Here is a 22,845-nt window from a genome sequence, read left to right on the forward strand (position 1 = left end):
TAAAATAAATACAAACAAATTCTTAGGAGGGAATAACTATGGAGAAACAAATGACAATCGGCTTGATAGTTGGTAACAGAGGCTTTTTCCCTGGTTCATTGGTGGAAGAAGGGCGCAAAAGAATACTCACCGTACTTGAGAAAAATGGTGTAACAGTAGTGACACTATCACCTGAGCAAACCAAATACGGAGCTGTGGAGAATCTCGAAGATGCGGAAAAGTGTGCAAAGTTGTTTAAAGATAACGCCGATGAAATCGATGGTATCATCGTGACGCTTCCAAACTTCGGTGATGAACGTTCTGCCGCGGCAGCATTGAGATTTTCTGGGTTGAATGTACCCGTTTTGGTTCATGGTTTTCCAGATGAATTGGAAAAACTCGATGTCAAAAACAGAAGAGATTCATTCTGCGGAAAGATCTCTTTGTGCAACAACCTTGTTCAGTATGGTATCAAGTTTTCAGATACAACTTTGCATGTTGAAGATCCAGAGAGTGCCGAATTCAAAAAAGATTTGGAACGTTTTCTTGCGGTGTGCAAAATAGTCAAAGGATTGAAGAATCTCAGAATAGGGGCGATCGGAGCCAGGCCTGCGGCTTTCAATACAGTGAGGTTTAGTGAAAAAATTTTAGAACAATATGGCATAAGTGTCGAGACAATCGATCTTTCTGAGATCATAGCGCGTGCAAAAAGTTTCGATTCAAAGGCAAATGAAGTCGTTCAAGAGCTGCAGAGATTGAAAGATACATTTAAACCCAAGAGAGTTCCTTCAGAGGCTTTAGATAAAATGGCACGGTTGGCTGCTACGATGAGAGAGTGGATAGAACAAAACAAGATAAAAGCCCTTGCCTTCCAATGTTGGACAGCTTTGGAGGAAATTTACGGTATTGTACCATGTGCAGTGATGAGCATGTTTTCTCAATCACTCATTCCAAGTGCTTGTGAGATGGATATCATGGGTGCTTTGTCTATGTACATCTTGCAACTTGCATCTGGTACTCCTTCTGCTTTGATGGACTGGAACAACAACTTTGGAAATGATCCTGAAAAAGCCATCATGTTTCATTGTAGTAATCTCCCAATTTGTTTCTTTGAAAAATGTGAAATGTCTTATCAGCAGATTATCGCTGGTACTGTTGGAAAAGAAAACACATATGGTACATGTGTTGGTAAGATAGCAAAGGGACCAGCTACATTCTTGAGACTCTCGTCTTTCGACACTCAAGGAACTATAGCAGGAGTCGTAGCCGAAGGAGAATTTACCAACGATAATCTGAAAACTTTTGGTGGATATGGAGTTGCTCACATCCCTAATTTAAGACAACTCTTGAGCATAATCACGCAATATGGATTCGAACATCACGTGGCGGTGAATAAGAGCCTTGTTATGGAAGCAGTTAAGGAGGCACTTGAAAAATACATGGGCTGGGAGATACTCACAACCGTTTGCTGTGATTGCCACTAATCAAAGGAGGTATCAGCTGTGTATTTGATAGGCAGTGATATAGGCACGCAAGGAACGAAGAGTGTGATCGTCGATGAATCCGGAAATGTCATCTGCGAGGCTTCAAGAGAGTATGATGTTATAAAACCCAAACCCAATTGGGCTGAACAATGGCCTGATCCATGGGTCAAGGCGGTTTTTGAAACCATAAAGGAAGTAGTTGAGAAATCCAAAGTGCCAAAGAAAGAAATCGCTGGAGCAGCCATCAGTGGTTTGTTTGGTGGAGCGGGTATCCCTGTTGATAAAAACATGGAAGCCCTATACCCTTGTCTAATCTGGATGGATAGAAGGGCTGTGAAAGAGACTGAATGGGTTAAGGAAAACATACCCAAGGAAGAGATCTTTGGCATAACTGGAAATTATGTTGATTCATATTTTGGATTTCCGAAGATGATGTGGATAAAAAACAACGTACCTGAAGTTTGGAAAAAGATCTACAAATTTGTCACACCAAAAGATTATGTGATCTATCAATTGACAGGTGAATTGGCAATTGATTATTCTTCGGCAGGCAATATAGGTGGTCTGTTTGATATTCGAAGACTCACCTGGTCTGACCATATGTGCAAAGTACTTGGAATTCCTAAGCAATACCTACCAGAGCGAATCGTCAAATCATCTGACATCGTTGGCAGAGTTACCGCTAAAGCAGCTCCACTTTGTGGACTTCTGGAGGGTACACCTATTGTAGCTGGTGGTATCGACGCACCCGTGGCTCAGCTTTCCGCAGGCGCTCTTGAAGAAGGAGAGCATGTGGCGATGGTAGGCACTTCTACCTGCTGGGGAACGGTACACGATGGGAGCAAGCTTGCATTTAATTTGGTGAGTTATCCATATGTGGTTTACGATACTGAGCGCATTTATACCTTTGGTGGCTCTGCAACGACAGGGGCACTTGCAAAATGGTTCAAAGAACAATTTGGTGAGTCTGAGACTGTGGTTGCAGAAAGAATAAACACTTCGCCATTTCAATTGTTTGACAAAGAAGCTGAAAAAATTGCACCAGGCAGTGATGGTATAGTCATACTCCCATATTTCATGGGTGAAAGATCACCAATTTGGGACCCATTTGCAAAAGGAGTCGTCTTTGGATTGAGTCTTTTCCACACTCGCGCACATCTTTACAGAGCTTTAATGGAAGGAGCTGCTTATGCTTTGAGACACAACATGGAAGAAGGTCTAAAAGCAGGATTGAAGCTCAACGATGAGTGTTGGATCGTGGGTGGGGTTGCAAAATCAAATCTTTGGGTGAAAATCTTTGCAGATATAACAGGTTTTAGAATGCGACAAGTGGCAAGTTTGGTAGAAGCTCCTTTTGGTGATGCGTTTCTGGCGGGTCTCGGCACCGGTGTTATTGGTAAACCAGAAGTAATTAAAAACTGGGTTAGATTCAAAGAAGCGATTGAACCAAATCAAGAAGCAAAGAGAACGTATGATAAGTACTATGAAATCTTTCTTGAATTGTACAACGACACCTCATCTCTGATGAAAAAACTCTGATCTTAAAGGTGAGGCGGTTGCCTCACCTTATTTTTTATTCCAGCTCCTGCCATTCGACATGGAAGGTACCTTCTTTGTCAATTCGCTCAAAGGTATGTGCTCCAAAAAAGTCTCTCTGTGCTTGTATTAAATTTGCAGGCAGATTTTCTTCTGTAAGACTAAATAGATAATCAATAGAATTATTCAAAACAGGAGTTGGTAAACCTGATTCTCTTGCTATTGAACTCACTCTCAAAACCGATGGAAGTTTTTCTTTGACAAAATTCATTGCGAGATCACTTGCGAGCAAGTTGATATTTTGCGGATTATCTTTGAGGATATTCCTGAGAAAGTCCAGGAGTTTTGCCCTAATAATACAACCACCTTTCCAGATTCTCAAGACTTCGAGCAAATCTATATTGTAATTGTATGCATTTGAAGCCTCATGGATAAGCCACAAACCTTGAGAAAATGAGAGAAACATATTAAAAAGCAATGACTTTTCGAGATCTTTAACAATTGATTTGTCCACATGAGCCATCTTTTTCTCTCCAAAAATCTTAGATAACTGTATTCTCTGTTCCTTAAAATGAGAAATAGTTCTTGCAAAGACAGCAACATTCAAAGATGGTGTTGGAACGCCAAGATCAAGAGCTGCCTGGGCAGTCCATTTACCGGTACCTTTCTGCTCTGCCTTATCGAGTATTAGTTCAACCAAAGGTCTGTTCGTTTCCTCATCCATATAATTCATAATCTTGTAGGTTATTTCTACGAGAAACGATCCAAGTTCACCTTTATTCCATTCTTCAAAGACACGACCTATTTCTGCGCTGTTCATTTTCAGAACTTTTCTCATAATATCGTATATCTCAGAAATTGACTGCATTATCGAATATTCTATTCCATTATGCACCATCTTGACAAAATGTCCTGCTGAGCCATTTCCTACATAAGTACAACAGGGACCATCCTCTGTTTTTGCCGCTATTTTTGTTAAGACATCCTGTACCATTTTATAAGCCTCAAGGCTGCCTCCTGGCATTATCGATGGTCCATGAAGCGCACCATATTCTCCACCTGAGACACCCATTCCCAAGTAGAGAATCCCATGATGCGAGAGTCTTTCGAGCCTTTCATTTGTATCTGCATAATGAGAGTTACCGGCATCAATGAGTAGGTCACCTTTCTCAAGATATGGCAACAGTTCTTCAATTATTTCATCAACGGGTGATCCAGCCTTTACCATGAGAATTATCTTTCTTGGCTTTTCAATAGAATCAACAAAATGTTGAATGTCAAAGGATGGGAAAATCTTTTCTCCCTTGACTCTTTCCTCGACAAATTTTTTGGTTCTCTCAGCTGTTCTGTTATAAACGGCTACGGCATAACCATTTCTCGCGATATTCAGAGCAAGATTTTGACCCATCACTGCAAGACCAACGACTCCGATATTGGCTTTCACTTTTCTCACCTCCTAAAGCAGTCTCACTTTATATTCTACATGCCAAGGTACGCTCTTTTCACAAGATCACTTTCAAGTAACTCTCTACCAGTACCATGAGCAACAATTTTTCCAGTTTGAAGTATATATCCCCTATCGGCTATTTCCAAAGCCTCTTGTACTTTTTGCTCTACCATTAGTATAGTTACACCTTTTTTCTTGTTCACTTCTTTGAGAATTTCAAGCACCTTGTCAACCATCAAAGGCATTAAACCCAAGGACATTTCGTCAACCAAGATTAATTTTGGTTTTGCCATCAAAGCCCTTGCTACAGCCAGCATTTGTTGTTCTCCACCAGACATTGTCTCAGCTTTTTGATTTTCTCTCTCTTTCAATCTTGGAAATAGTTCATACATTTCATCCAGAAGTTTTTGGATCTCATTTTGATCATTTATTGTATATGCACCCATCAGTAGATTGTCTTTCACCGACATTTTTCCAAAGACATGTCTACCCTCCGGGACATGTGCTATACCGAGTTTTACTATTTCATGAGCTGGCAGTCTATCTATTCTTTTACCCATGAACTCAATTGTGCCAGAAAAAGGTTTCAAGAGACCAGATATTGTTCTCAAAATGGTTGATTTACCCGCACCATTAGAGCCAACTATTGAGACTAATTCTCCTTCTTCAACGCTAAAAGAAACGTCGAAAATAACCGGCACACTGTCATATCCTACTGTTAGCCTGTCGACTTTTAGCATAGTATCTCTCCCCCAAATAAGCCTTTATGACTTCATCGTTATTTATTATCTCCTCTGGGCTTCCTTCGGCGATTTTCTTGCCGGCGTTGAGAACTACGACTCTATTCGATATGGGCATGATAGCCTCCATAACATGCTCAACTATCAAAAGTGTTATACCATCTCTGTTGAGATTCACACAGAGCTCCATTGCCTCCTTCACTTCTGTTTTGTTCAATCCAGCCATGGCTTCATCGAGCATTATCATTTTTGGTCTTGTTGCCAATACCCTTGCGACTTCGAGTCTTTTCTTGTCGGCTATTGTTAAACTTCCAGCCGGCATATCCCTCTTTTCCCAAAGATGAGTCATATTTAGAACTTGATCTGCTATACTTTCAGCTTCCTTTTTACTGGACGCATGAAGAAATGCCCCAGTCAAAACATTTTCTTTGACTGTCATATCCTTTAATGGCTTTACTATCTGAAAAGTTCTTGTCAAACCCATTGTAGTAATCTCATGTGTACTTCTGCCAGTTATATCTATTCCACCAAACAAAACTCTTCCAGAAAAAGGTTTGTAGAAACCACTGATACAATTAAAAAGTGTTGTCTTTCCAGCACCATTGGGACCTATCAGACTGACTATCTCTCCTTCATTCACTGTAAAAGAAACATTATCATTCGCAATGAGACTGCCAAATTTCATCGTCACACCTTGAATTTCAAGCAGTGGTTTTGGCATATTGTGCACCTCTCTTTTTGAATCTCTTGAACAAACCAAGTACACCACGAGGCTCAAAACATGCAACTATGACAATTAAAGCACCGTAAATCATCAAATCTATACCTTTACCAGTTCCACCAAGAAAGGCACGCGTGTACTCAGAGAGTGGTATGAGAATAGCGGCTCCTATGATTGGGCCATAGATGTTACCAAGACCTCCAAGGACTGTGAGCAAGACAATTTTCATAGATATATCCAGTCCAAAAACCATGAATGGATCTATGTAAAGAATATATTGAGCGTAGAGGGTTCCAAACAAAGCTGTGATAGCAGAACTTATCATCATCGCGTAGAGTTTGTATCGTGTTGTATTTATTCCCAGTGCTTCTGCGGCTTCATGGCTCTCGCGTATCGCTTTTAGATAATACCCGATTTTGTTTCTTTCGATCAAAATCGCAATGATTACACTTATCGCAAATAGTATATATGCGATCAAAAAATACGGTATCTTTGATTTATGAAACTGCATGACCCAAAAACTATCAGGTTTTACAGGAATTGATATCCCCGTTGCTCCCTCAACATAATCCCAACTGACAAAAAGTTGCTTTATAATCTCCGCCACGGCTAATGTTGCTATGGCAAAATAATGTCCCTTCAAACGAAAACAAGGATAACTAACAATGGCAGACACTAATGCGGCAAATAGAGCACCTAAGATCATTCCAATCCATGGAGAAGCGCCAAATTTGTAAAACAATATCGTTGATGTATATGCGCCTATCCCAAAGAAAGCTGCATGACCAAAAGAAGTCTGACCAGCAAAACCCGTTATTATATTCCAACCTTCTCCAAGTCCGGCAAAGATCAAGAACATTATCATAATATGTTGAAAATTCACATTGCGAAAAATAAACGGAAGAACTAAAATAATTACAAAAATCAGATAAAGCATACGATTTCTCATTATCCCATTCACCACCCGAATAGACCCTTAGGTCTAAACTGAAGGACCAAAAGGTATATGAGAAAGGCAAGGGCATATTTAAACTGTGTTCCTAAGTAAAAACCTCCAAGAGCTTCTGTTAAACCGATGAGAATGCCCGCATAGAAGGCTCCCCAAATATTTCCAAAACCTCCAAGTGCCACTATCACAAAGGCGAGTAATCCATACATGGCACCGGATTCTGGATACACTGGAAAGATTCCCGAAAGAAGCGTTCCAGCTACACCAACACATATTCCCGACAGAGCAAATGTTATCGCATATACCTTTTCGGTATTCACACCCATCAATTCCGCAATATCTCTGCTCTGTGCAGTTGCCTGTATGGCTTTTCCTGTTTTGGTCTTCTTTATGAACAGGGCTATCAGCAATGTCATCAAAATACTACCCAAGGCTGCTATCAACTGTGGTAATCCTATAATCAGATCTGCAAAAAGTATTCTCTTTCCCGATAGAATTGAATCACCAACAAATCTATAGTTTGGTGTCCACAAAAATTGTGCAAAGTTTCTGATGAAAAGGCTCAGCCCAAAGGTAGCCAAGAGCGCCATTAAACCAGGTGCATTGATCACACGTTTGATCACAAATTTGTAGATCAAAATTCCCAACAGGGCCGTTATTCCAGCAGATATCGGTAAAGAAATAAGAGGGTCAAATTTCAAAAGTGTGTACAGCCAAAAAACCGTGTACATAGATATCATCATCATATCGCCGTGGGCAAAATTTATGATGTCCATCAAGCCCCATACAAGTGTCAATCCCACTGCTACAAGTGAATAAACAGACCCTACGAGTGCACCTGTCAAAAGAACTTGTAAAAACATTAATCATCCCCTCTTTGCCATAATCTTTAAAGGGGGCTCACGCCCCCTGAATTCATCTTTTACTCCATTCTGGAAATTGTGGTACAGGTTCTTTGGTCTGATACTGTTCAGGCCATACTGCCTCGTAGATACCGCCTAAAATCTGAGTCATAACAGAAGCAGAGTAAATATTCTGACCATCTGGCCCAAATTTTATCCTACCAGAGACAAAATAAGGAGCCATGAAAGTACCTGTTTTGAGGATGTTCAGAATCTTTTGAGGTTCAGTAGATCCAGCCAAGTTAATAGCTTCTGCGATAACAATAGCCGAAGCAAAATCTTCCAATGTTGGTCCATCTATATCTACTCCCGATTTTGCCTTGTACATCTCATTGATCTTTGCCAATATCGCCATCTTTTTAAACAAAGCCGACGTTGTTGCATTTGGACCAGCGAAGTAATCGGCATCTTTCCCAAGATTAATCACAAACTGTGGATCTTGGTAACCACCACAGTATGAAAGCACAACCTTCGGTACGACATTGAATTCTTTATATTTCTTTACGAACATTGTCATATCTCCGATGTAAGAAGCATGGAATATGGCATCGGGTTTTGCACCTTTGATTTTCTGAACTTCGATATCTACGTTAGTTGCATTGGCTGGGTATTTTACATCAGCAACAATACTAAAACCATCGGCTTGATAATCTTTTATCTTTTCCTTCACCATCTGCGCTGCATGGACTCCATACTCGTTGTCTATATAGACTACGGCTACCTTCTTTATATTCGCATTGTATTTTTGATTCAAATATTTAAGATATTCGAAGAAAAACACCGTTTCCATACCATCGTGTGGTGCTATTCTGAAGAACCACTGTAATCCTCTTTCGGTCAGTGCCGCAGAACTTGATGAACCAGCAATGAACGGTATTCCATATTTCTCAGCAACTTGGCTTGCGGGTTTTGTCGCCGATGAATGATAACATCCTATCAATGCAACAACACCTTCGTTTCTAATTAACCTTTCTGCTTCCGCCATGGCAAGTTCCGGGTTTGCTTGGTGGTCTGCGAAAACAAACTGAACTTTAGCACCGTTGAGATTTGGGAGACCTGCACTCTTTCCAAGTAACAGCTCGATCTCTGGATGCTCACCATTGATGATTTCTTGTGCTACCTCAATCGCATATTTGATCTTTACACCTGTTGCGGCTGCAGGTCCGGTCAATGGAAAAATAGCTCCAATCTTTATGACTTCTTCTGCGAAAACTACAAAGGCTAACAAAATTCCCAGGATTACGAACAACTTCTTCATTTCTACACCGCCTCCTTTAAAAGAGTGTGAGAAGTTTATACCTCACGTTAAGCCAATGTACTATTAGTAAACGTTTTCTTTCTACGTTGTGTGAATTTTTTCTCAACTTTTTCAATTATATCATTCAGGTTGCAGATTGTCAACAAAAGCGTGGAGTTACATGGAATTTCATTTAGCAAGATTAATCAAGTAGGAGTTCATTTATAGTTTCGTAAATGACAGTTTAATTTGTTGTTTGTGGTAGGATGAAAATAACTCTTCAAAAGCCAATGACAGTTAACTTTCAAAAGTTAGTCTCAACAAAGTTCTGTTACAGCGATGAATAGTGAAACAAAATGAGTTTTCTATACCAAAGTATCATCAGAAAGGCAAAAACGAGAAATTGTTACAAACAAAAAATCGTATACTATATAATGGACAGCGCTGATCCACCGGTGGATAAAATACCCCTTCGTATATTGCCATAGGTCTAATCTTTTTGTTGTTCAATCTTTTTATACTAATCTTCATTTTTATCACAAGATATAGAGATAAAAAATAGACTCGAACTTAATTTTGCTATCACTCGTCCATGTTTTTAAGATAATTGAAATGATGAATAGTTTATAATGAAAATGGAGGTGTATCATTTGAAGCAATGGAAAGTGACTTATCTCATATTGGCTATAAACATAACCGTTGTGATATTGATGTTTTTTGTTCAGAGTTTTTCAAGCCTGCGAAATCAGGCATATTTGTATATTAGATTTGGTGCGCAGTATGGACCCCTGGTGAGTAATGGTGAATGGTATAGATTGATCACAGCGATTTTTGTTCATGGTGGTTTTTTGCATCTACTTTTTAACTCCTATGCGCTTTTTTATTTTGGCAGTATAGTTGAATCAATATATGGTGTTGAAAAATTTGTATTCGCCTACCTTCTGACAGGTGTCATTGGAAATCTTGCAACACATCTTCTCTATTATCGAGCCATATCTGTTGGTGCGAGTGGATCCATCTTCGGTCTTATTGGTATGCTTTTTGCACTGGGTTTTAGGCGCGATACACCTTTCTTCATGCGTCAATTCACTGGCTATGCCCTTTTACCGATGATAATCTTCAATATAGTCTATGGTTTCATTCCCGGAACTGGTATAAATAATGCTGCACACATAGGTGGTTTTATAACGGGCATGGTGCTTGGATATGTAATGACACCCAGACCTGCTTATGCTTTTTGGAAAAAATCAGTTAATGTATTGTGGAAGTCTATAGCTTTTGTCTGTGCTGGACTTGTCGTACTCTCTTTTATCTTATTGGTCGGGTTTTCTACAAGATAGTAGAAAAAGGGCTCAGCGTAGTACTGAGCCCTTGATTATTAGATAATACAATCACATTTGCTCGATAACCTTCAAAAGTGCTTTTGCTGCCAACATCGTTCCTTCCTTTTCATATCCTTCAACGCCGAGCATCGTTCTTATCTCTCCAACCTTCACACCTGTCTCGAACATTTTATTCATGAAATATTCTGCTATCTTGTGGTGTTCTTTCTGGCGTTGCACAGCTCCAAATGGGTTGGCAAAATAGGATGTGGTAAGGCCTGTCTCGGAAGTTGTACCTTTACTCATTCTCTTTCCTTCTGAGAATACTTTCAATGCATCATCGATGTTATCAAAGAAAATGATACGATCCTCATCACGACTGACCTCTGTATAGTTGTTCGCATACAAGAAGAAATCTATATGAGTTGGAGTAATAACTTCGTTGTAGTTATTAAATGGCACTATAACACGCGCATTTATTTGATCTGGATTCATGAATATACTCCTGTCCATTGTCGAATAAGCAAATCCTGGTGGTAAGTCATCGAGTCTGACGAATGCACCAGTCTCTGTACCAAGGGCAAAAACGTGCCCATCTATTACTGAAAGACTACCCATATCATCAATAATCGTGTCAACTTGAGCTACTTCTTCTAATCTGTTGAGTGCATCAAGTGTTTCGCTCTTTCCAGCTCCACTGTCACCAACAAACATAGCCACAACAGTTTTGCCACTCTTTAGGGTAATCTTTGCCATTGAACCGTGTATGGGAAGTTTGCCATGGTCTATCTTTATTAAATTGTGAATCGTCAGAGTGGTCTTTTTCATGTATCCAAAGTAGTCGTTTTCGTCAAATGCTGGTATCACACCAACATAATGATTTTTGTCTTTGAATATCACTCCATTGCGCCATTTATCATTGTAATTTGGGATTTTATTCGCCGGCAGACCAAATATGAGAATCCCATCGGGTACTCTGTGCTTCAAATCCTTTGGAGTTGCAAGCTCAAATAAATTGGCAAGCCCGGCTCCGTGAGCGAGATATTCAGCATGAACGAAATTGTAGAAAAGCAGATCTCCAACAAAGATCGTAAATCTATACCATTCATTGGGATCAAGTGCTATTTTATCGAGTATCGTGTCTTCGACCACCGGTAGGACTCCTTTTCTCTTGTTGGATTTCGTGTAGAATATTGCCGGTGGATCAAAGATCGCTCCCCATACAGTTGGAACCTTGAGCATCCACTGATGTTCTTGATACTTCTCTGTGTTGGGTTCTTCCACTAAGAACATCACCTGTGCCCCACTTGGTAGTTGTCTCATCACCGTTGGAAATGTATTTGAAACATTCATCATAAGTTCTCTGTACAAATTCTTTATAACAGCCTTGAATTGATCTCCAACCATAGTCATTGTGTATTCAATACTGGCTCTTCTATTGTAATCATCTACATATTTTTCCTGTCTAACCATGAATCGATGCTTTGAACGCCAGAATGTATAGAATGCCTCTATGAAGCGCTCGAGTTCTTTGGGGTTCACATAATAGATTATGTTGGTGATCTCTTTGATATTTCTCATAGTGAGCAGGTGAAGATATTCTGCAAATCGATGTAAATCATAGTCGCTGTTGACTCTGAATGCATTGAGGGCATTAAGAAGCGGACTTGATTTTTCCTTGAGGATATCTACGAATTCTCGCAAAAGCGACTCAAATTTTTTCTGACCTATTATCTGACTGTAATTTGTATATATCACCGATCCATCGATAATAACACTCCTGCTCACTTTACCGCCTCCCAGAAAACCTTTTTCCTTATTTATACCACGTTAAAGAGCAGAAAATAGGAAAGGTTAAGGTACAAAATATTTGCATGAGTATGAAGAAAAGGTTAGATTAACTACCTGGACTTAGTCTCACTTGAAGATGGTTTTGTCAAGGTTTTTTAATGTAGATTTTGGCTTCTTTACCATTGTCAACAAGCCATACATCAAAACCAAGACGCTTGTAATAACTCGGAATTCTTTCTTTCGATATAGGATAGTCCACTATAACGAGTAAAATCTCTCCATTTTGCATGAGTTCAAGTTCTTTCTTGGTTCTAAGATCTGGTATAGGACAAACCTCACCGCGCACATCTAATATTCTCTGTGGTTGGGGCAGATTTCCTTCAGAATTATAATAAATCACGAATTTGCCACTAAGAACTGCAGATTGTTTTGAAATTGACAATATTTCAGTAGCTTCTTCAATCATGTGGAGGATATGAGGTGAAGAAAGATCAAATCGATCACCATCTTTTGATTTAATAATTGTCAACAAACCGAAATCTTGCATTTGGAGTAAATAACGATAAGCCGTTGAAATATTCATATCCAACTTGCTTGCAACCTCAGTTGCTGTCAAGCATCCATCCATTAAGAGCATGAGGATTTCCAAACGTTTCTGATTCGCCAAAACCTTGAATAATTCAGTTAAACTGATTCGCCTTGACATTTTACACCTCAAAACTAAGCCGCGGATAGACCGCGGCGGTTTTATTATTCAATTATACACTTAAGAAATACTCTTGGGATGTTTTTCAATTAATTCAATTAACTGCGCATAGTTTATTAGAGGAACTTTTGAGTTTGATTCTTCATATCCACGAGCAAGAAAATCTTCTTTAATGGCGTACACTTTGGCTTTCGTGTACTGTTTCATATCATCTAAAGCCCAATAAACACCGTTTTGAATTAATACAACATCGTCATCAAGTGATGCGCTTCCAAGCTTGATTTTTTCAGCAGGATTATTCTTTCCAAATTTGACCAGTATAAGAGCCATTCGATTCACCTCACATGAATATCACATAATCAAATTTGTGCAAAAACTCTTCCAGATCGTTTCTTGATATGATTTCTGCTTGAAAATTCTCATCAAGTTCGCCCACTTTGAATTTTTCAAGATCTTCTCTTACAGCATAGACTGGTGTACCATAGCTTTTTATATATCTATGGCATATTGAAAGTGGTAAAAGCCCCAAAGATTCAGGTTTTGTTTTTTTCGAAAGGGCCACACAGGCTTCATCAATCATGAGTACCGCAGGCTCAAGGTCCTCACCGTACATACCAAAAGTGGTTCTGAAAGCCTCGTTGACCCAGATACTTCCAACGGGAGATTGGTAGACTACAAATAGTAATTTTTTCATAATCTCACCTCAAGCCATTAGATTAATGAATCTGTCACTGCTGTAAAGTAATTGTGCAAGCTCTGGAAGGCCACTTGGTTTAGCTCCTTCTATTATCATATCTGTGGTGATGCCCCTGTAATCCATACAAATTCCACAGATATCCACTTTCACTTTACCTGTTTCTATCAATTCTTTGAGTTTCTGAGGGATATTTCTGTCAATTCTTATAGGTTTGACATTCTTGTTTATACATAAAACAGAATCTGCAAACAAAAACAAGTCTACTTCATGGCCTTTTTCAACAGCCGCTTGCGCCATTTTTATTGCTGTATCAAGATCTTCGTATGTGTATGGGGGTGTCATAACTTGGATAGTTATCTTCATGCTCATCTCTCCCTGCCGAAGAGTAACCAAGCCATGGTCCAGTTACCGAGTATAAAGAAAATAGATGCGATTATTGAAGAGATTGCAAGTTGTGGGACACCTGTCAAGAAATGACCTATGTTACATCCACTTGCAGTTGCTGCTCCGAATCCCATAAGTGCCCCGCCTATCATCACTTGGAGGTAAGTTTTGGGGTCTTTTGGCATCCTCAGTTTGAATTCTTTGGAAGCAAGAGACGAAATCAATGCACCTAATATTATTCCAATGATTTCCGCACCTTCCCAGTTGATGGGCTTATTGGCTGTGTATACAGAGAACAAGTTCACCCATCCACCGGTGATACCAAGACCATAGTTTCTACCCGTTTTTGCACTTGTCCACCATGCTATGGGAGCGAGTATGGCAATGAGTACAGAAGCAAGTACCCAGTTCAATTTAGTGGGTCTTTGAGTGGTTTTTGTTCCAAAAGCATACCAAATCAACAAACCGGCAAAGATCAACGTAACTACCCAGGGGTTTACATTAAAAACCGTTGATAAAGTCGGACCAGTCTTTGAAGCATAAACTTGGTTTGTGTTCTGGACAGTGATGTTGTATTTGTTCACCCATTTTGTCCAACCCGAGAAGATACCACTGTTTGTTGCATAAGCAGTTAATCCATAGAAGATTGCGGCAAACCAAGCCGTTGTCATTCCTTCTCCTGATCTATATGTAACACCAGAAGCACATCCACCTGCAAGAACCATACCAATTCCAAAGATATAACCACCGATGATGTTGGCGATCCAGTTAAGTGGTTTTGGTGCCAAGCTTATTACTCCAAGCTGTGCAAAAAGTAAGAGTGTAATCGATTCTAAAGCAAGGGTAAAAGCTGCGAGCTTCATCAAGTAATTATCCTTGAAAATCAAAACATCTCTGAAGGCTGAATTGAAACAAACACGACCCTTTTGAAGGATTATGCCAAAGATAATACCTATCACAAGCCCGGTCCAAATCATTATATCAACCTCCAACTTATTTCACTTTTATGTAGATCTTCCATTCGCTTTTTCCTACTTCTTCGATCTCGAGAACTTCATGTCCCATTTGCTTCACAGATTCTGGTATTCTTTCTTTAGACATTGGATAATCGATCCAAACTTCCAGAATTTCTCCGCTCTTCATTCCTTTCAAAGCTCTTTTTGTTTCAACATCTGGTACTGGACATACCTCTCCACGAACATCAATAGACTTTGCCACTTGATACTTTGCCATGATATCACCTCCACATTTGTGAAAAAAGTATCAATATCTATAATGAGAGTATCGCCTTTAAGTTATCAATCAATGTAATATAAGTTGCAATTTGGTAAATTAGGAAAGTAAAATCGAGGTTAATCACTCATGAAAATAACAGTGGGAACATCGAACGATCTCGCAATGAAATTTCAGATAAAATCTTTTTTTCAATTTCATACACGCTCATAAACTATCTCAAGAAAATTTTTAACTACATCGGGATTGAATTGTGTTCCAGAGCAATTTCTGATTTCTTCGAGAGCCTTCTCGACGGTCATAGGAACTCTTCTGTAAGGTCGAGCCGTTGTCATGGCATCAAAACTGTCCGCGATGAATATCACTTGAGACTTCAATGGTACTTCTTCACCCTTCAACCCTATAGGATAACCCTTTCCATCGTAACGTTCATGGTGATAAAGTATGATCTTGGCAATTTCTTCCATACCGTTTATCGAAGAGATCAATTCATAACCCTTCACTGGATGTTGCTTTACAAGTTCAAATTCATCATCAGTCAGATAACCTTCTTTGTTTAATACACTTTGTGGTACGTAGATTTTTCCAATGTCATGCAGTAGTGCAGCCAATTCCAGTTCTGATTCAGAAAAACCAAGCTTTCGAGCCATTTTCTTACAAAACTCTGCCACTCTTTGCGAATGCCCTTGAGTGTATTTATCATAATACTCTAATGCTTTGACGAGCATTGATACTATTTTTTTATTCAATTCTTCTGTGATAGATATATACCTTCTTACCAAGAAAAATGAATTCACTATTTTAGCAAGACTCTCAGCCATTCTTAAATCATTTTCCGTAAAAACCTTGCCTGAATCTTGTTTTGTTTCCAAGACAATGTCGCCTATGATCTCATCTGAAATCTTCATGGGTATTATCATTGTATAAGATGGTCTTGGAATCACCTTTTCGACCTCTGCAAAGACATCATGGTGCATTCGTTTACTGTCAAGCGATCTTATATCTTTTACAATCACTGGTTTGTCTGGTATGTATAGTTCACTGGAAGGTATCCTTAGGATATTTATGGAATCTTTGTCAAAACCACAAGCCTCTATAATTTGCCAAGTTTTTCGATCAAATAACGAAATATTTCCAAAATCAGCCTTTGGAAACATATCAAAGATCAATTTAAAAGCCTTTCTCAAGAAATTTTCCCCATCTTCCTGTAAATTGAAGGCTTCATTTATCAAACTCAGCGTGCTCATAAAATTGTTATTGGTTTTCTCGAGTTCACTCAGAGCCCTTTCGAGTTCCTCATTCATCGCCTTTATCTCTTCTGACTGAGCTTCAAGTTCTTCATTGAAAGCACTGAGTTGTTCGTTCTTTCGATCGAGTTCTTTTGTTGCTTTGCGCACAGCCTTTCTCAAGTAAACATTCAAACCAAAGAAGAACAATAAAATACCAACCAAAATCAATACAATAATGAATGTGATCAATAAAACGGATGGATCTATGCCAGCACGTGGGGCCATAGAAAGAACTATGTTTTCAATCTCTTTTGGTGAGATCTTCTCTAAACCATTATTTAAGAGCATCAGAACATGTTCTTTTCCTTTTGGAACAGCCCAGTGCAAACTGTTTTCAGTGAAAGGTCTTGATCTTTTCACCTGATAAACCATGTCAAATTTATGTAAATAGTACTCTGCTGGTACATCGTCCATCAAAATGACTTCGACCTCATGGTTTTTCAGTGCGAGAAAAAGTTCTCCATATGTATCGTAAAATCTGAATTGTATAGAAGGATTAGAATCCTTTGCGATTTCATATAAGGCATCACCTTTTTTGACGCCAACTACATAGGGAGTGAGATCTTTGAGACTTTTCAAGGTTGGTAGATGTTCATCGTAGTATATGCTACTCGTGATTCTGTAGATTTCAATTGAATAATCCAGAAACTTTCTTCTTTCTTCGGTGACAAAAATGAGATCTATGACATCTGTTTTCTTTTCCTGCGCTATTTTCAAGGCATCTTCCCAGTTCATAGGTATCAATTCTACTTCAATACCCGTTCTTTGTGAGAAAAGCTCCCACAACTTTGGACTGATTCCAACAAGTTTTCCTTCTTGATCTATATACGTAAATGGAGGATAATCTATATCGGTGACAACTGTAATTTTTGCTGAAAAAACCATTGAAACAATGAATAGAAGACTCAAGACAACTTTCTTCATATAATCTCTCCTTGCAAAAGAATGCAAATTGATTTTAGCATATTTTAGTCACTTGTTTAGAAAAAAAGAAGGGATGGTGAAGAATTTGAAAATAGGTGTTTTACTCAGCGGAGGTGTTGATAGTGCAGTTGCACTTTATACACTCAAAGAGCAGGGACATGAAGTAATAGCATACCACATGAAAACTGTGCAAGATGAATTTTATATACAAAGACAGATAAAACATAAAGTCTGTTGTTCGCCGTCGGATACCTTTGATGCACAAATAATAGCAGATCAGTTGAAGGTTCCCCTGAGAATAATACATTTGCAAGACATCTTCAAGAAATTGATCATTGATTATTATCTTGAAGAATACAAGCAAGGTAAAACACCGAATCCTTGTTATTTTTGTAATCGTTTGATAAAGTTCGGATATTTGATGGATTTAATGCTCCAGGACAACGTTGATTTTGTGTCGAGTGGTCATTATGCGAGAATAATTGATGGTAAATTGTATAAAGCTGTGAGCAAAGAAAAAGATCAATCTTATTTTCTGGCATCAATAGAAAGAGAAAGACTCAAAAAAATCGTCTTTCCAAATGGAGACAAAACAAAGGACGAGATACGAAAAATCGCAGAAAAAGCCAATATTCACGTTCACGATAAGACAGAATCTCAGGATTTGTGTTTCATTCCAGATTCCGATCAATTGAGATTCTTTGAAGAATTTGGTGTTGATGTCAAACCAGGTCCTATTCTTGACAAAAGCGGAAAAAAGATAGGAGAACATAAAGGACTCGTGAAATACACGATTGGTCAAAGAAAAATAGGAGTTTCAACGGGTGAAAAAAATTATGTGGTCAAGATATGTCCACAAGAAAATACATTGATTGTTGGAAGTGAAAAAGATGTTTATTCAAAAGGTTTTTCAGTGAGAAATTTGAATATTCTGACAGATGTGGGAAAAGAATTTGCTTCAACCGTGAAGGTGAGAAAGAACTCAGAAGAAGTCCCATGCGTGGTAATCCTCAATAACAATTCAGCTATTGTTAAAACAGACAAACCAATTTTTGCTGTAACACCTGGACAGGCAGCGGTTTTCTACAAAGACGAGATGGTACTTGCTTCTGGGATCATTGACGAGGTTTTGTGATAAAATAAAAAAATAAAAGATTTCGCTGTGAGGAGTGATTCTTTGTTTCCATTGTATGATACTATACCGAGCAGGAGAAAACCTTACGTCGTATATACTTTGATTCTAATTAATGTTGTTCTTTTCATCTATCAACAGACTCTTTCAAGAGCCGAGTTGATACAGTTTCTATACAATTTTGGTCTTGTGCCAGCACGATTCACATCACAGCGATGGAGCCAAATTTGGCATTTGAGGACAGGTTTGGATCTCTATTCACCAAAATGGTTTTCCCTTGTCAGCCATATGTTCTTACATGGAGGATGGTCGCACTTGATTGGAAATATGTGGTTTCTCGGTGTTTTTGGTGACAATGTCGAGGACAACATGGGACACACAATGTTTGCTATCTTTTACATATCAAGTGGTATCTTAGCAGCATTAGTGCATTTTGTTTTCAGCCTGAACTCGCAAGTGCCAATGGTTGGAGCCTCTGGTGCCGTTTCTGCTGTGATGGGGGCTTATTATGTTCTATTTCCGTATTCACGTGTGGTTTCTTTTGTTCCAACATTTTTTCTCCCGTTTTTGATTGCAATACCAGCTGGAGTATATCTTCTGGTTTGGTTTGCCTTTCAAATAATAAGTGGAATTGCTGACAGTGCAGTGAGTTCTGGAGTCGCATATTGGGCTCATATAGGAGGCTTTGTTATTGGAATGATCTGGGGATTATTCAGAAGAAAGAAAGTTTATTATTACTGAGGGAGGAGTTTGAATTGTTTGAGCAAATGACGATAGAAGATTCTTTGAACTTTAGTAGAGAAGAATTAATCGAACAATCTCTTGAGAAGATACGATCGATTGATCCTGTTATCAAGAGTTTTATAACAGTTGTAGAAAAAGTGGAAGTCAATGATGGTCCATATAGGGGAATTCCAATAGCGATTAAAGACAATATCACAACAAAGGGTTTAAAGACTACCTGCGCTTCGAAGATACTTGAAAATTACATTCCACCTTATGATGCTACATGCGTCAGAAGGTTGAGAGATTACGGCTTTGCAATTGTCGGAAAAACCAATATGGATGAATTCGCAATGGGTTCCAGCACTGAAAGATCGGCATTTTTCACCACGAGAAACCCCTGGGATTTAGATTGTGTTCCTGGTGGAAGCAGTGGTGGATCTGCAGCTGCAGTTGCAAGCGGTCAAGTAATTGCTTCTCTGGGAAGTGATACAGGAGGATCAGTTAGACAACCTGCATCTTTTTGCGGTGTAGTTGGCTTTAAACCAACCTATGGATTGGTCTCGAGGTATGGACTCATTGCTTTTGCCTCATCTTTGGATCAAGTTGGCCCCATAACAAAATCTGTCAGAGATGCTGCTCTGATAATGGAGATAATCGCAGGCAAAGATCCATTTGATTCAACGACTGTTTCAAGAAAGATCGATTTTCTGAGCCAAATCGAAGAGGACATTCATGGCATGAAGTTTGCGATTCCCAAAGAAGTGTACGAATATGAACAACTCGATAGTGAGGTAGCTGAGCGTTTTGAAGAAGCAATCAAGACAGCCGAGAAACTCGGAGCAACAGTCGAACGTGTAAATATTCCAAGTATGAAATATGCCGTTGCAACTTATTATGTGATAGCACCAGCTGAAGCCAGTTCAAATTTGGCGCGGTACGATGGTGTTAAATATGGCTTGAGAGTAGAAGAAACAGGTTTGAAAGGCACGTACATGAAAACTCGAAATATAGGTTTTGGAGAAGAAGTGAGGCGAAGGATAGTATTGGGAACATTCACTCTGAGTGCAGCTTATTATGAGGCATATTTCAACAAAGCTCTAAAAGTGAGAAGGATACTCTCAAATGATATAAATCAAATCCTTGATAGTTTTGATGCCATTCTCACCCCTACTTCACCAATACCTGCTTTTAAGATTGGTTCTGTCTCAGATCCCTTGACATACTATCTTATGGATATCTTCACAGTCCCAGCGAATTTAGTTGGAATTCCAGCTATAAGTATTCCTTTTGGTTTTGCGCATGATATGCCCGTTGGATTACAGATAATGGGAAAAAGATTTGACGATCCCAAGGTGTTGAGAATTGCGAGAAATTTTGAAAAAATATCTCCTTACAATGACAATGGCAGAATTAGATTACCGGCGGTGAGAATATGAGCTACAGGACAGTTATCGGACTTGAAATACACGTTCAGTTGATGACTAAAACAAAGGCATTTTGCTCTTGTAGAGCAGACGTATTTGAATTACCCCCTAATACAGCCATATGTCCAGTTTGCACGGGTCAGCCTGGTGCGCTACCCGTTGTAAATTCTTCAATGATAGACTATGCAGCAAAAATCGCCCTTGCTTTGAACTGTGAGATTCATGAGTACTCAAGATTTGATAGAAAAAATTATTTCTACCCTGACTTACCAAAAGGGTATCAGATAACACAGTATTTCTATCCTATAGCAACTTCGGGATATCTGGATATAGATATCGATGGGCAGACAAAAAGGGTTAGAATCAGAAGACTGCATATAGAAGAGGATGCAGGTAAATTAGTACATGAAGGAGATTCAATAACTCAAGCTCAGTATTCTTTGGTTGATATGAATCGATGTGGGATTCCGTTAGTTGAAATAGTCACTGAACCAGATCTTTCATCACCTAAGGAAGCAAGACTTTTCGTAGAAAAACTCCGCACAATATTGCGATATTTAGAGGTTAGCACGGGTGATATGGAAAAAGGTGCTCTTAGATGTGATGCAAACATTTCCGTGGTCGATGAACTCAAAGATATCCAAAGCAACAGAGTAGAGGTCAAAAATATGAACTCTTTTAAATTCATAGAAAAAGCCCTTGAATACGAACAACAGAGGATAATTGAGGCTTTGAAGAATGGACAAAATGTTGAAAAAGAAACAAGAGGATGGGATCTGAGTAGTAAAATAACAATCTCAATGCGTGGTAAAGAAGAAGAAAGTGATTATAGATACTTTCCGGAACCAGACATCCCACCAGTGATTTTTTCAAAAGAAAGATTGGAACACATCAAATCATCACTTGTTGAATTACCCGACCAGAAGATAGAAAGATTTATTGAATTTTATAAAATACCGAGGTATGATGCGACAGTTCTTGCAATGAACAAAGAAATAGCAGATTTTTATGAAGCTTGTGTGAAACAGACAAACAAGCCCAAGGAAGTGAGTAACTGGATAATGACTGAGATGCTCAGAGAAATGAAACAACTTGAAACTGAACAGATAAGCATCACACCGATGCATATTTCTGAGCTGTTCTCTTTAATGGACAAGGGCGAAATTTCCATTAAGATGGCAAAGGAAATATTCCCCGAAATCTTCAGGACAGGCAAAATGCCAAGTCAAGTTTTAGAAGAAAGGGGCATGAAACAGATCAGCGATGAAAAATTCATAGAACAGATAGTCAGAAAGGCCATGACGCAAAATCCAAAGGCTGTAGAACAGTACAAATCAGGAAAGACAAACATCATAGGTTATTTCATAGGACAGGTTATGAAAGAAACCAAGGGATCTGCAAATCCACAGCTGGTAAATGATATCGTAAAACGTTTGCTGGAGGGATCAACTTGAAATACATATCACTCGTTTTGATTTTGATTTCAACATCGATTTCCATTGCTGTCCAATTCAATTTTTCAAATGACATACAACACTTCATAGATATCGGAAATTTATTGATCAACTTGAACAGTTATGACTCACAAATAGGTTTTGTCTATAAAAATGATAGAACCACCTATTCAAAACTTGGTTTTTTGAAATTCAAAAACTCAGATGCTTCTTTAGCTGTCGGTGGTACATTTGGAAAATCATGGACGGCAATGATGAAAGTCCAGACAAATCTTTACGGCATAACACCAGGACAATATAATTTTGATTTTGTGATTAGTCCTGAGAAAACTTATGCAAGTTGGAAGATCAATCAGAAATTTTTCTTTGCAAACAATGTCTTGAGTTTCAGCACGTATGAAAGAATCGGTGATTTGTCTGCTGGATTTTCAAGGGTTTATATGAGATTTCAGAACAGGGAGATCGGGGTTTACAGATTGAACGAAGGGCTTTTTGCAGGTTTTTTTCCATATACCGTGGGGCAGACGGGTGAAGAAGGTTTCTTCATGGGCGCTGGCTGGATGAATGGTTTTTCAGGTTTTTTCTCGTTCAGGAGTCGGTGGGCTTTGCAGAATACATCAGCTTTCATAGATCCTTTTGTGATAATCAAAACCAACAGTGTCTCCTTTGGTATCAGAATGGAAGTAACCGGTTCAGATTTTAGAGGAGATTTACTTTTTACAGGTAGGCAGGTGCTTTTCAGTGTCTCGTTCTAAGAGTTTGGGACTT

General features: G+C 38.9%; 22 protein-coding genes. 8 read left to right on the forward strand and 14 right to left on the reverse strand.

Annotation, left to right across the window (positions count from 1 at the left end):
- Positions 1–38: 38 nt before the first annotated feature.
- Positions 39–1,463, forward strand: coding sequence for an L-fucose/L-arabinose isomerase family protein (locus TSP02S_RS07235; RefSeq protein ID WP_041083053.1), 1,425 nt, complete (start codon positions 39–41; stop codon positions 1,461–1,463).
- Positions 1,464–1,481: 18 nt separating this feature from the next.
- Entirely contained in the window at positions 1,482–3,002 is a 1,521-nt protein-coding gene (locus TSP02S_RS07240; RefSeq protein WP_041083054.1) for an FGGY-family carbohydrate kinase, read from the forward strand.
- 34 nt (positions 3,003–3,036) lie between these two features.
- On the opposite strand, the gene gndA is transcribed toward TSP02S_RS07240, so the two are convergent.
- The 6 genes from gndA to TSP02S_RS07270 form a co-directional block, all read right to left on the reverse strand.
- Positions 3,037–4,443, reverse strand: a complete 1,407-nt coding sequence (gndA, locus tag TSP02S_RS07245; protein ID WP_041083056.1) for an NADP-dependent phosphogluconate dehydrogenase — start codon at positions 4,441–4,443, stop codon at positions 3,037–3,039.
- 35 nt (positions 4,444–4,478) lie between these two features.
- Entirely contained in the window at positions 4,479–5,186 is a 708-nt protein-coding gene (locus tag TSP02S_RS07250; protein WP_041083058.1) for an ABC transporter ATP-binding protein, read from the reverse strand.
- Entirely contained in the window at positions 5,152–5,907 is a 756-nt protein-coding gene (locus TSP02S_RS07255; protein WP_041083059.1) for an ABC transporter ATP-binding protein, read from the reverse strand. Before TSP02S_RS07255 ends, TSP02S_RS07250 begins: the two co-directional genes overlap by 35 nt.
- Positions 5,888–6,790, reverse strand: a complete 903-nt coding sequence (locus TSP02S_RS07260) for a branched-chain amino acid ABC transporter permease (RefSeq protein WP_232503682.1) — start codon at positions 6,788–6,790, stop codon at positions 5,888–5,890. The genes TSP02S_RS07255 and TSP02S_RS07260 overlap by 20 nt, the downstream gene beginning before the upstream one ends.
- A gap of 74 nt (positions 6,791–6,864) precedes the next feature.
- Complete coding sequence (locus TSP02S_RS07265) at positions 6,865–7,719, reverse strand: branched-chain amino acid ABC transporter permease (RefSeq protein ID WP_041083064.1); 855 nt, start codon at positions 7,717–7,719, stop codon at positions 6,865–6,867.
- 52 nt (positions 7,720–7,771) lie between these two features.
- Positions 7,772–9,016 (reverse strand): ABC transporter substrate-binding protein, encoded by a 1,245-nt coding sequence (locus tag TSP02S_RS07270; protein ID WP_041083066.1) that lies wholly within the window; start codon positions 9,014–9,016, stop codon positions 7,772–7,774.
- A gap of 689 nt (positions 9,017–9,705) precedes the next feature.
- Here TSP02S_RS07270 and TSP02S_RS07275 point away from each other — a divergent pair.
- Entirely contained in the window at positions 9,706–10,335 is a 630-nt protein-coding gene (locus tag TSP02S_RS07275) for a rhomboid family intramembrane serine protease (protein ID WP_232503802.1), read from the forward strand.
- Between the two features lie 51 nt (positions 10,336–10,386).
- Here the strand turns inward: TSP02S_RS07275 and TSP02S_RS07280 are convergent, their stop codons facing one another.
- The 8 genes from TSP02S_RS07280 to TSP02S_RS10765 all read right to left on the reverse strand — a co-directional run bounded on the left by TSP02S_RS07280 (position 10,387) and on the right by TSP02S_RS10765 (position 17,341).
- Positions 10,387–12,105, reverse strand: coding sequence for a hypothetical protein (locus TSP02S_RS07280; RefSeq protein ID WP_041083068.1), 1,719 nt, complete (start codon positions 12,103–12,105; stop codon positions 10,387–10,389).
- Between the two features lie 148 nt (positions 12,106–12,253).
- Positions 12,254–12,814: a sulfurtransferase TusA family protein gene (locus tag TSP02S_RS10855; RefSeq protein ID WP_041083069.1), complete on the reverse strand. Its 561-nt coding sequence runs from the start codon at positions 12,812–12,814 to the stop codon at positions 12,254–12,256.
- Positions 12,815–12,874: 60 nt separating this feature from the next.
- Entirely contained in the window at positions 12,875–13,144 is a 270-nt protein-coding gene (gene tusB, locus TSP02S_RS07290) for a sulfurtransferase complex subunit TusB (RefSeq protein ID WP_041083071.1), read from the reverse strand.
- 10 nt (positions 13,145–13,154) lie between these two features.
- Positions 13,155–13,508 carry an intracellular sulfur oxidation protein gene (locus TSP02S_RS07295; RefSeq protein WP_041083073.1) on the reverse strand — a complete coding sequence of 118 codons (354 nt, stop codon included), beginning with the start codon at positions 13,506–13,508 and terminating at the stop codon, positions 13,155–13,157.
- Between the two features lie 9 nt (positions 13,509–13,517).
- Positions 13,518–13,874, reverse strand: coding sequence for a DsrE/DsrF/TusD sulfur relay family protein (locus TSP02S_RS07300; RefSeq protein ID WP_041083074.1), 357 nt, complete (start codon positions 13,872–13,874; stop codon positions 13,518–13,520).
- 2 nt (positions 13,875–13,876) lie between these two features.
- Positions 13,877–14,872, reverse strand: a complete 996-nt coding sequence (locus tag TSP02S_RS07305; protein WP_041083075.1) for a YeeE/YedE family protein — start codon at positions 14,870–14,872, stop codon at positions 13,877–13,879.
- A gap of 16 nt (positions 14,873–14,888) precedes the next feature.
- A complete protein-coding gene (locus TSP02S_RS07310; protein WP_041083076.1) occupies positions 14,889–15,128 on the reverse strand; it encodes a sulfurtransferase TusA family protein in 240 nt (79 codons plus the stop codon).
- Positions 15,129–15,325: 197 nt separating this feature from the next.
- Positions 15,326–17,341 (reverse strand): HD domain-containing phosphohydrolase, encoded by a 2,016-nt coding sequence (locus TSP02S_RS10765; RefSeq protein ID WP_052465376.1) that lies wholly within the window; start codon positions 17,339–17,341, stop codon positions 15,326–15,328.
- 76 nt (positions 17,342–17,417) lie between these two features.
- Between TSP02S_RS10765 and mnmA the strand changes: the two genes are divergently transcribed.
- Genes mnmA through TSP02S_RS07340 form a run of 5 tightly spaced genes read left to right on the forward strand, consistent with a single transcriptional unit; the run spans position 17,418 to position 22,832 of the window.
- Positions 17,418–18,476: a tRNA 2-thiouridine(34) synthase MnmA gene (gene mnmA, locus TSP02S_RS07320; protein WP_332370261.1), complete on the forward strand. Its 1,059-nt coding sequence runs from the start codon at positions 17,418–17,420 to the stop codon at positions 18,474–18,476.
- Positions 18,477–18,518: 42 nt separating this feature from the next.
- A complete protein-coding gene (locus TSP02S_RS07325) occupies positions 18,519–19,214 on the forward strand; it encodes a rhomboid family intramembrane serine protease (RefSeq protein WP_041083078.1) in 696 nt (231 codons plus the stop codon).
- 26 nt (positions 19,215–19,240) lie between these two features.
- The gene (gene gatA / locus TSP02S_RS07330) at positions 19,241–20,635 is read left to right on the forward strand and encodes an Asp-tRNA(Asn)/Glu-tRNA(Gln) amidotransferase subunit GatA (RefSeq protein WP_041084238.1); all 1,395 of its coding nucleotides are present in this window, start codon (positions 19,241–19,243) and stop codon (positions 20,633–20,635) included.
- Complete coding sequence (gene gatB / locus TSP02S_RS07335) at positions 20,632–22,077, forward strand: Asp-tRNA(Asn)/Glu-tRNA(Gln) amidotransferase subunit GatB (protein ID WP_041083079.1); 1,446 nt, start codon at positions 20,632–20,634, stop codon at positions 22,075–22,077. The genes gatA and gatB overlap by 4 nt, the downstream gene beginning before the upstream one ends.
- Entirely contained in the window at positions 22,074–22,832 is a 759-nt protein-coding gene (locus tag TSP02S_RS07340; protein ID WP_041083080.1) for a hypothetical protein, read from the forward strand. Before gatB ends, TSP02S_RS07340 begins: the two co-directional genes overlap by 4 nt.
- Positions 22,833–22,845 lie beyond the last annotated feature (13 nt).

This window comes from Thermotoga profunda AZM34c06, from assembly GCF_000828675.1.
Taxonomy (GTDB): Bacteria; Thermotogota; Thermotogae; order Thermotogales; family DSM-5069; genus Pseudothermotoga_B; species Pseudothermotoga_B profunda.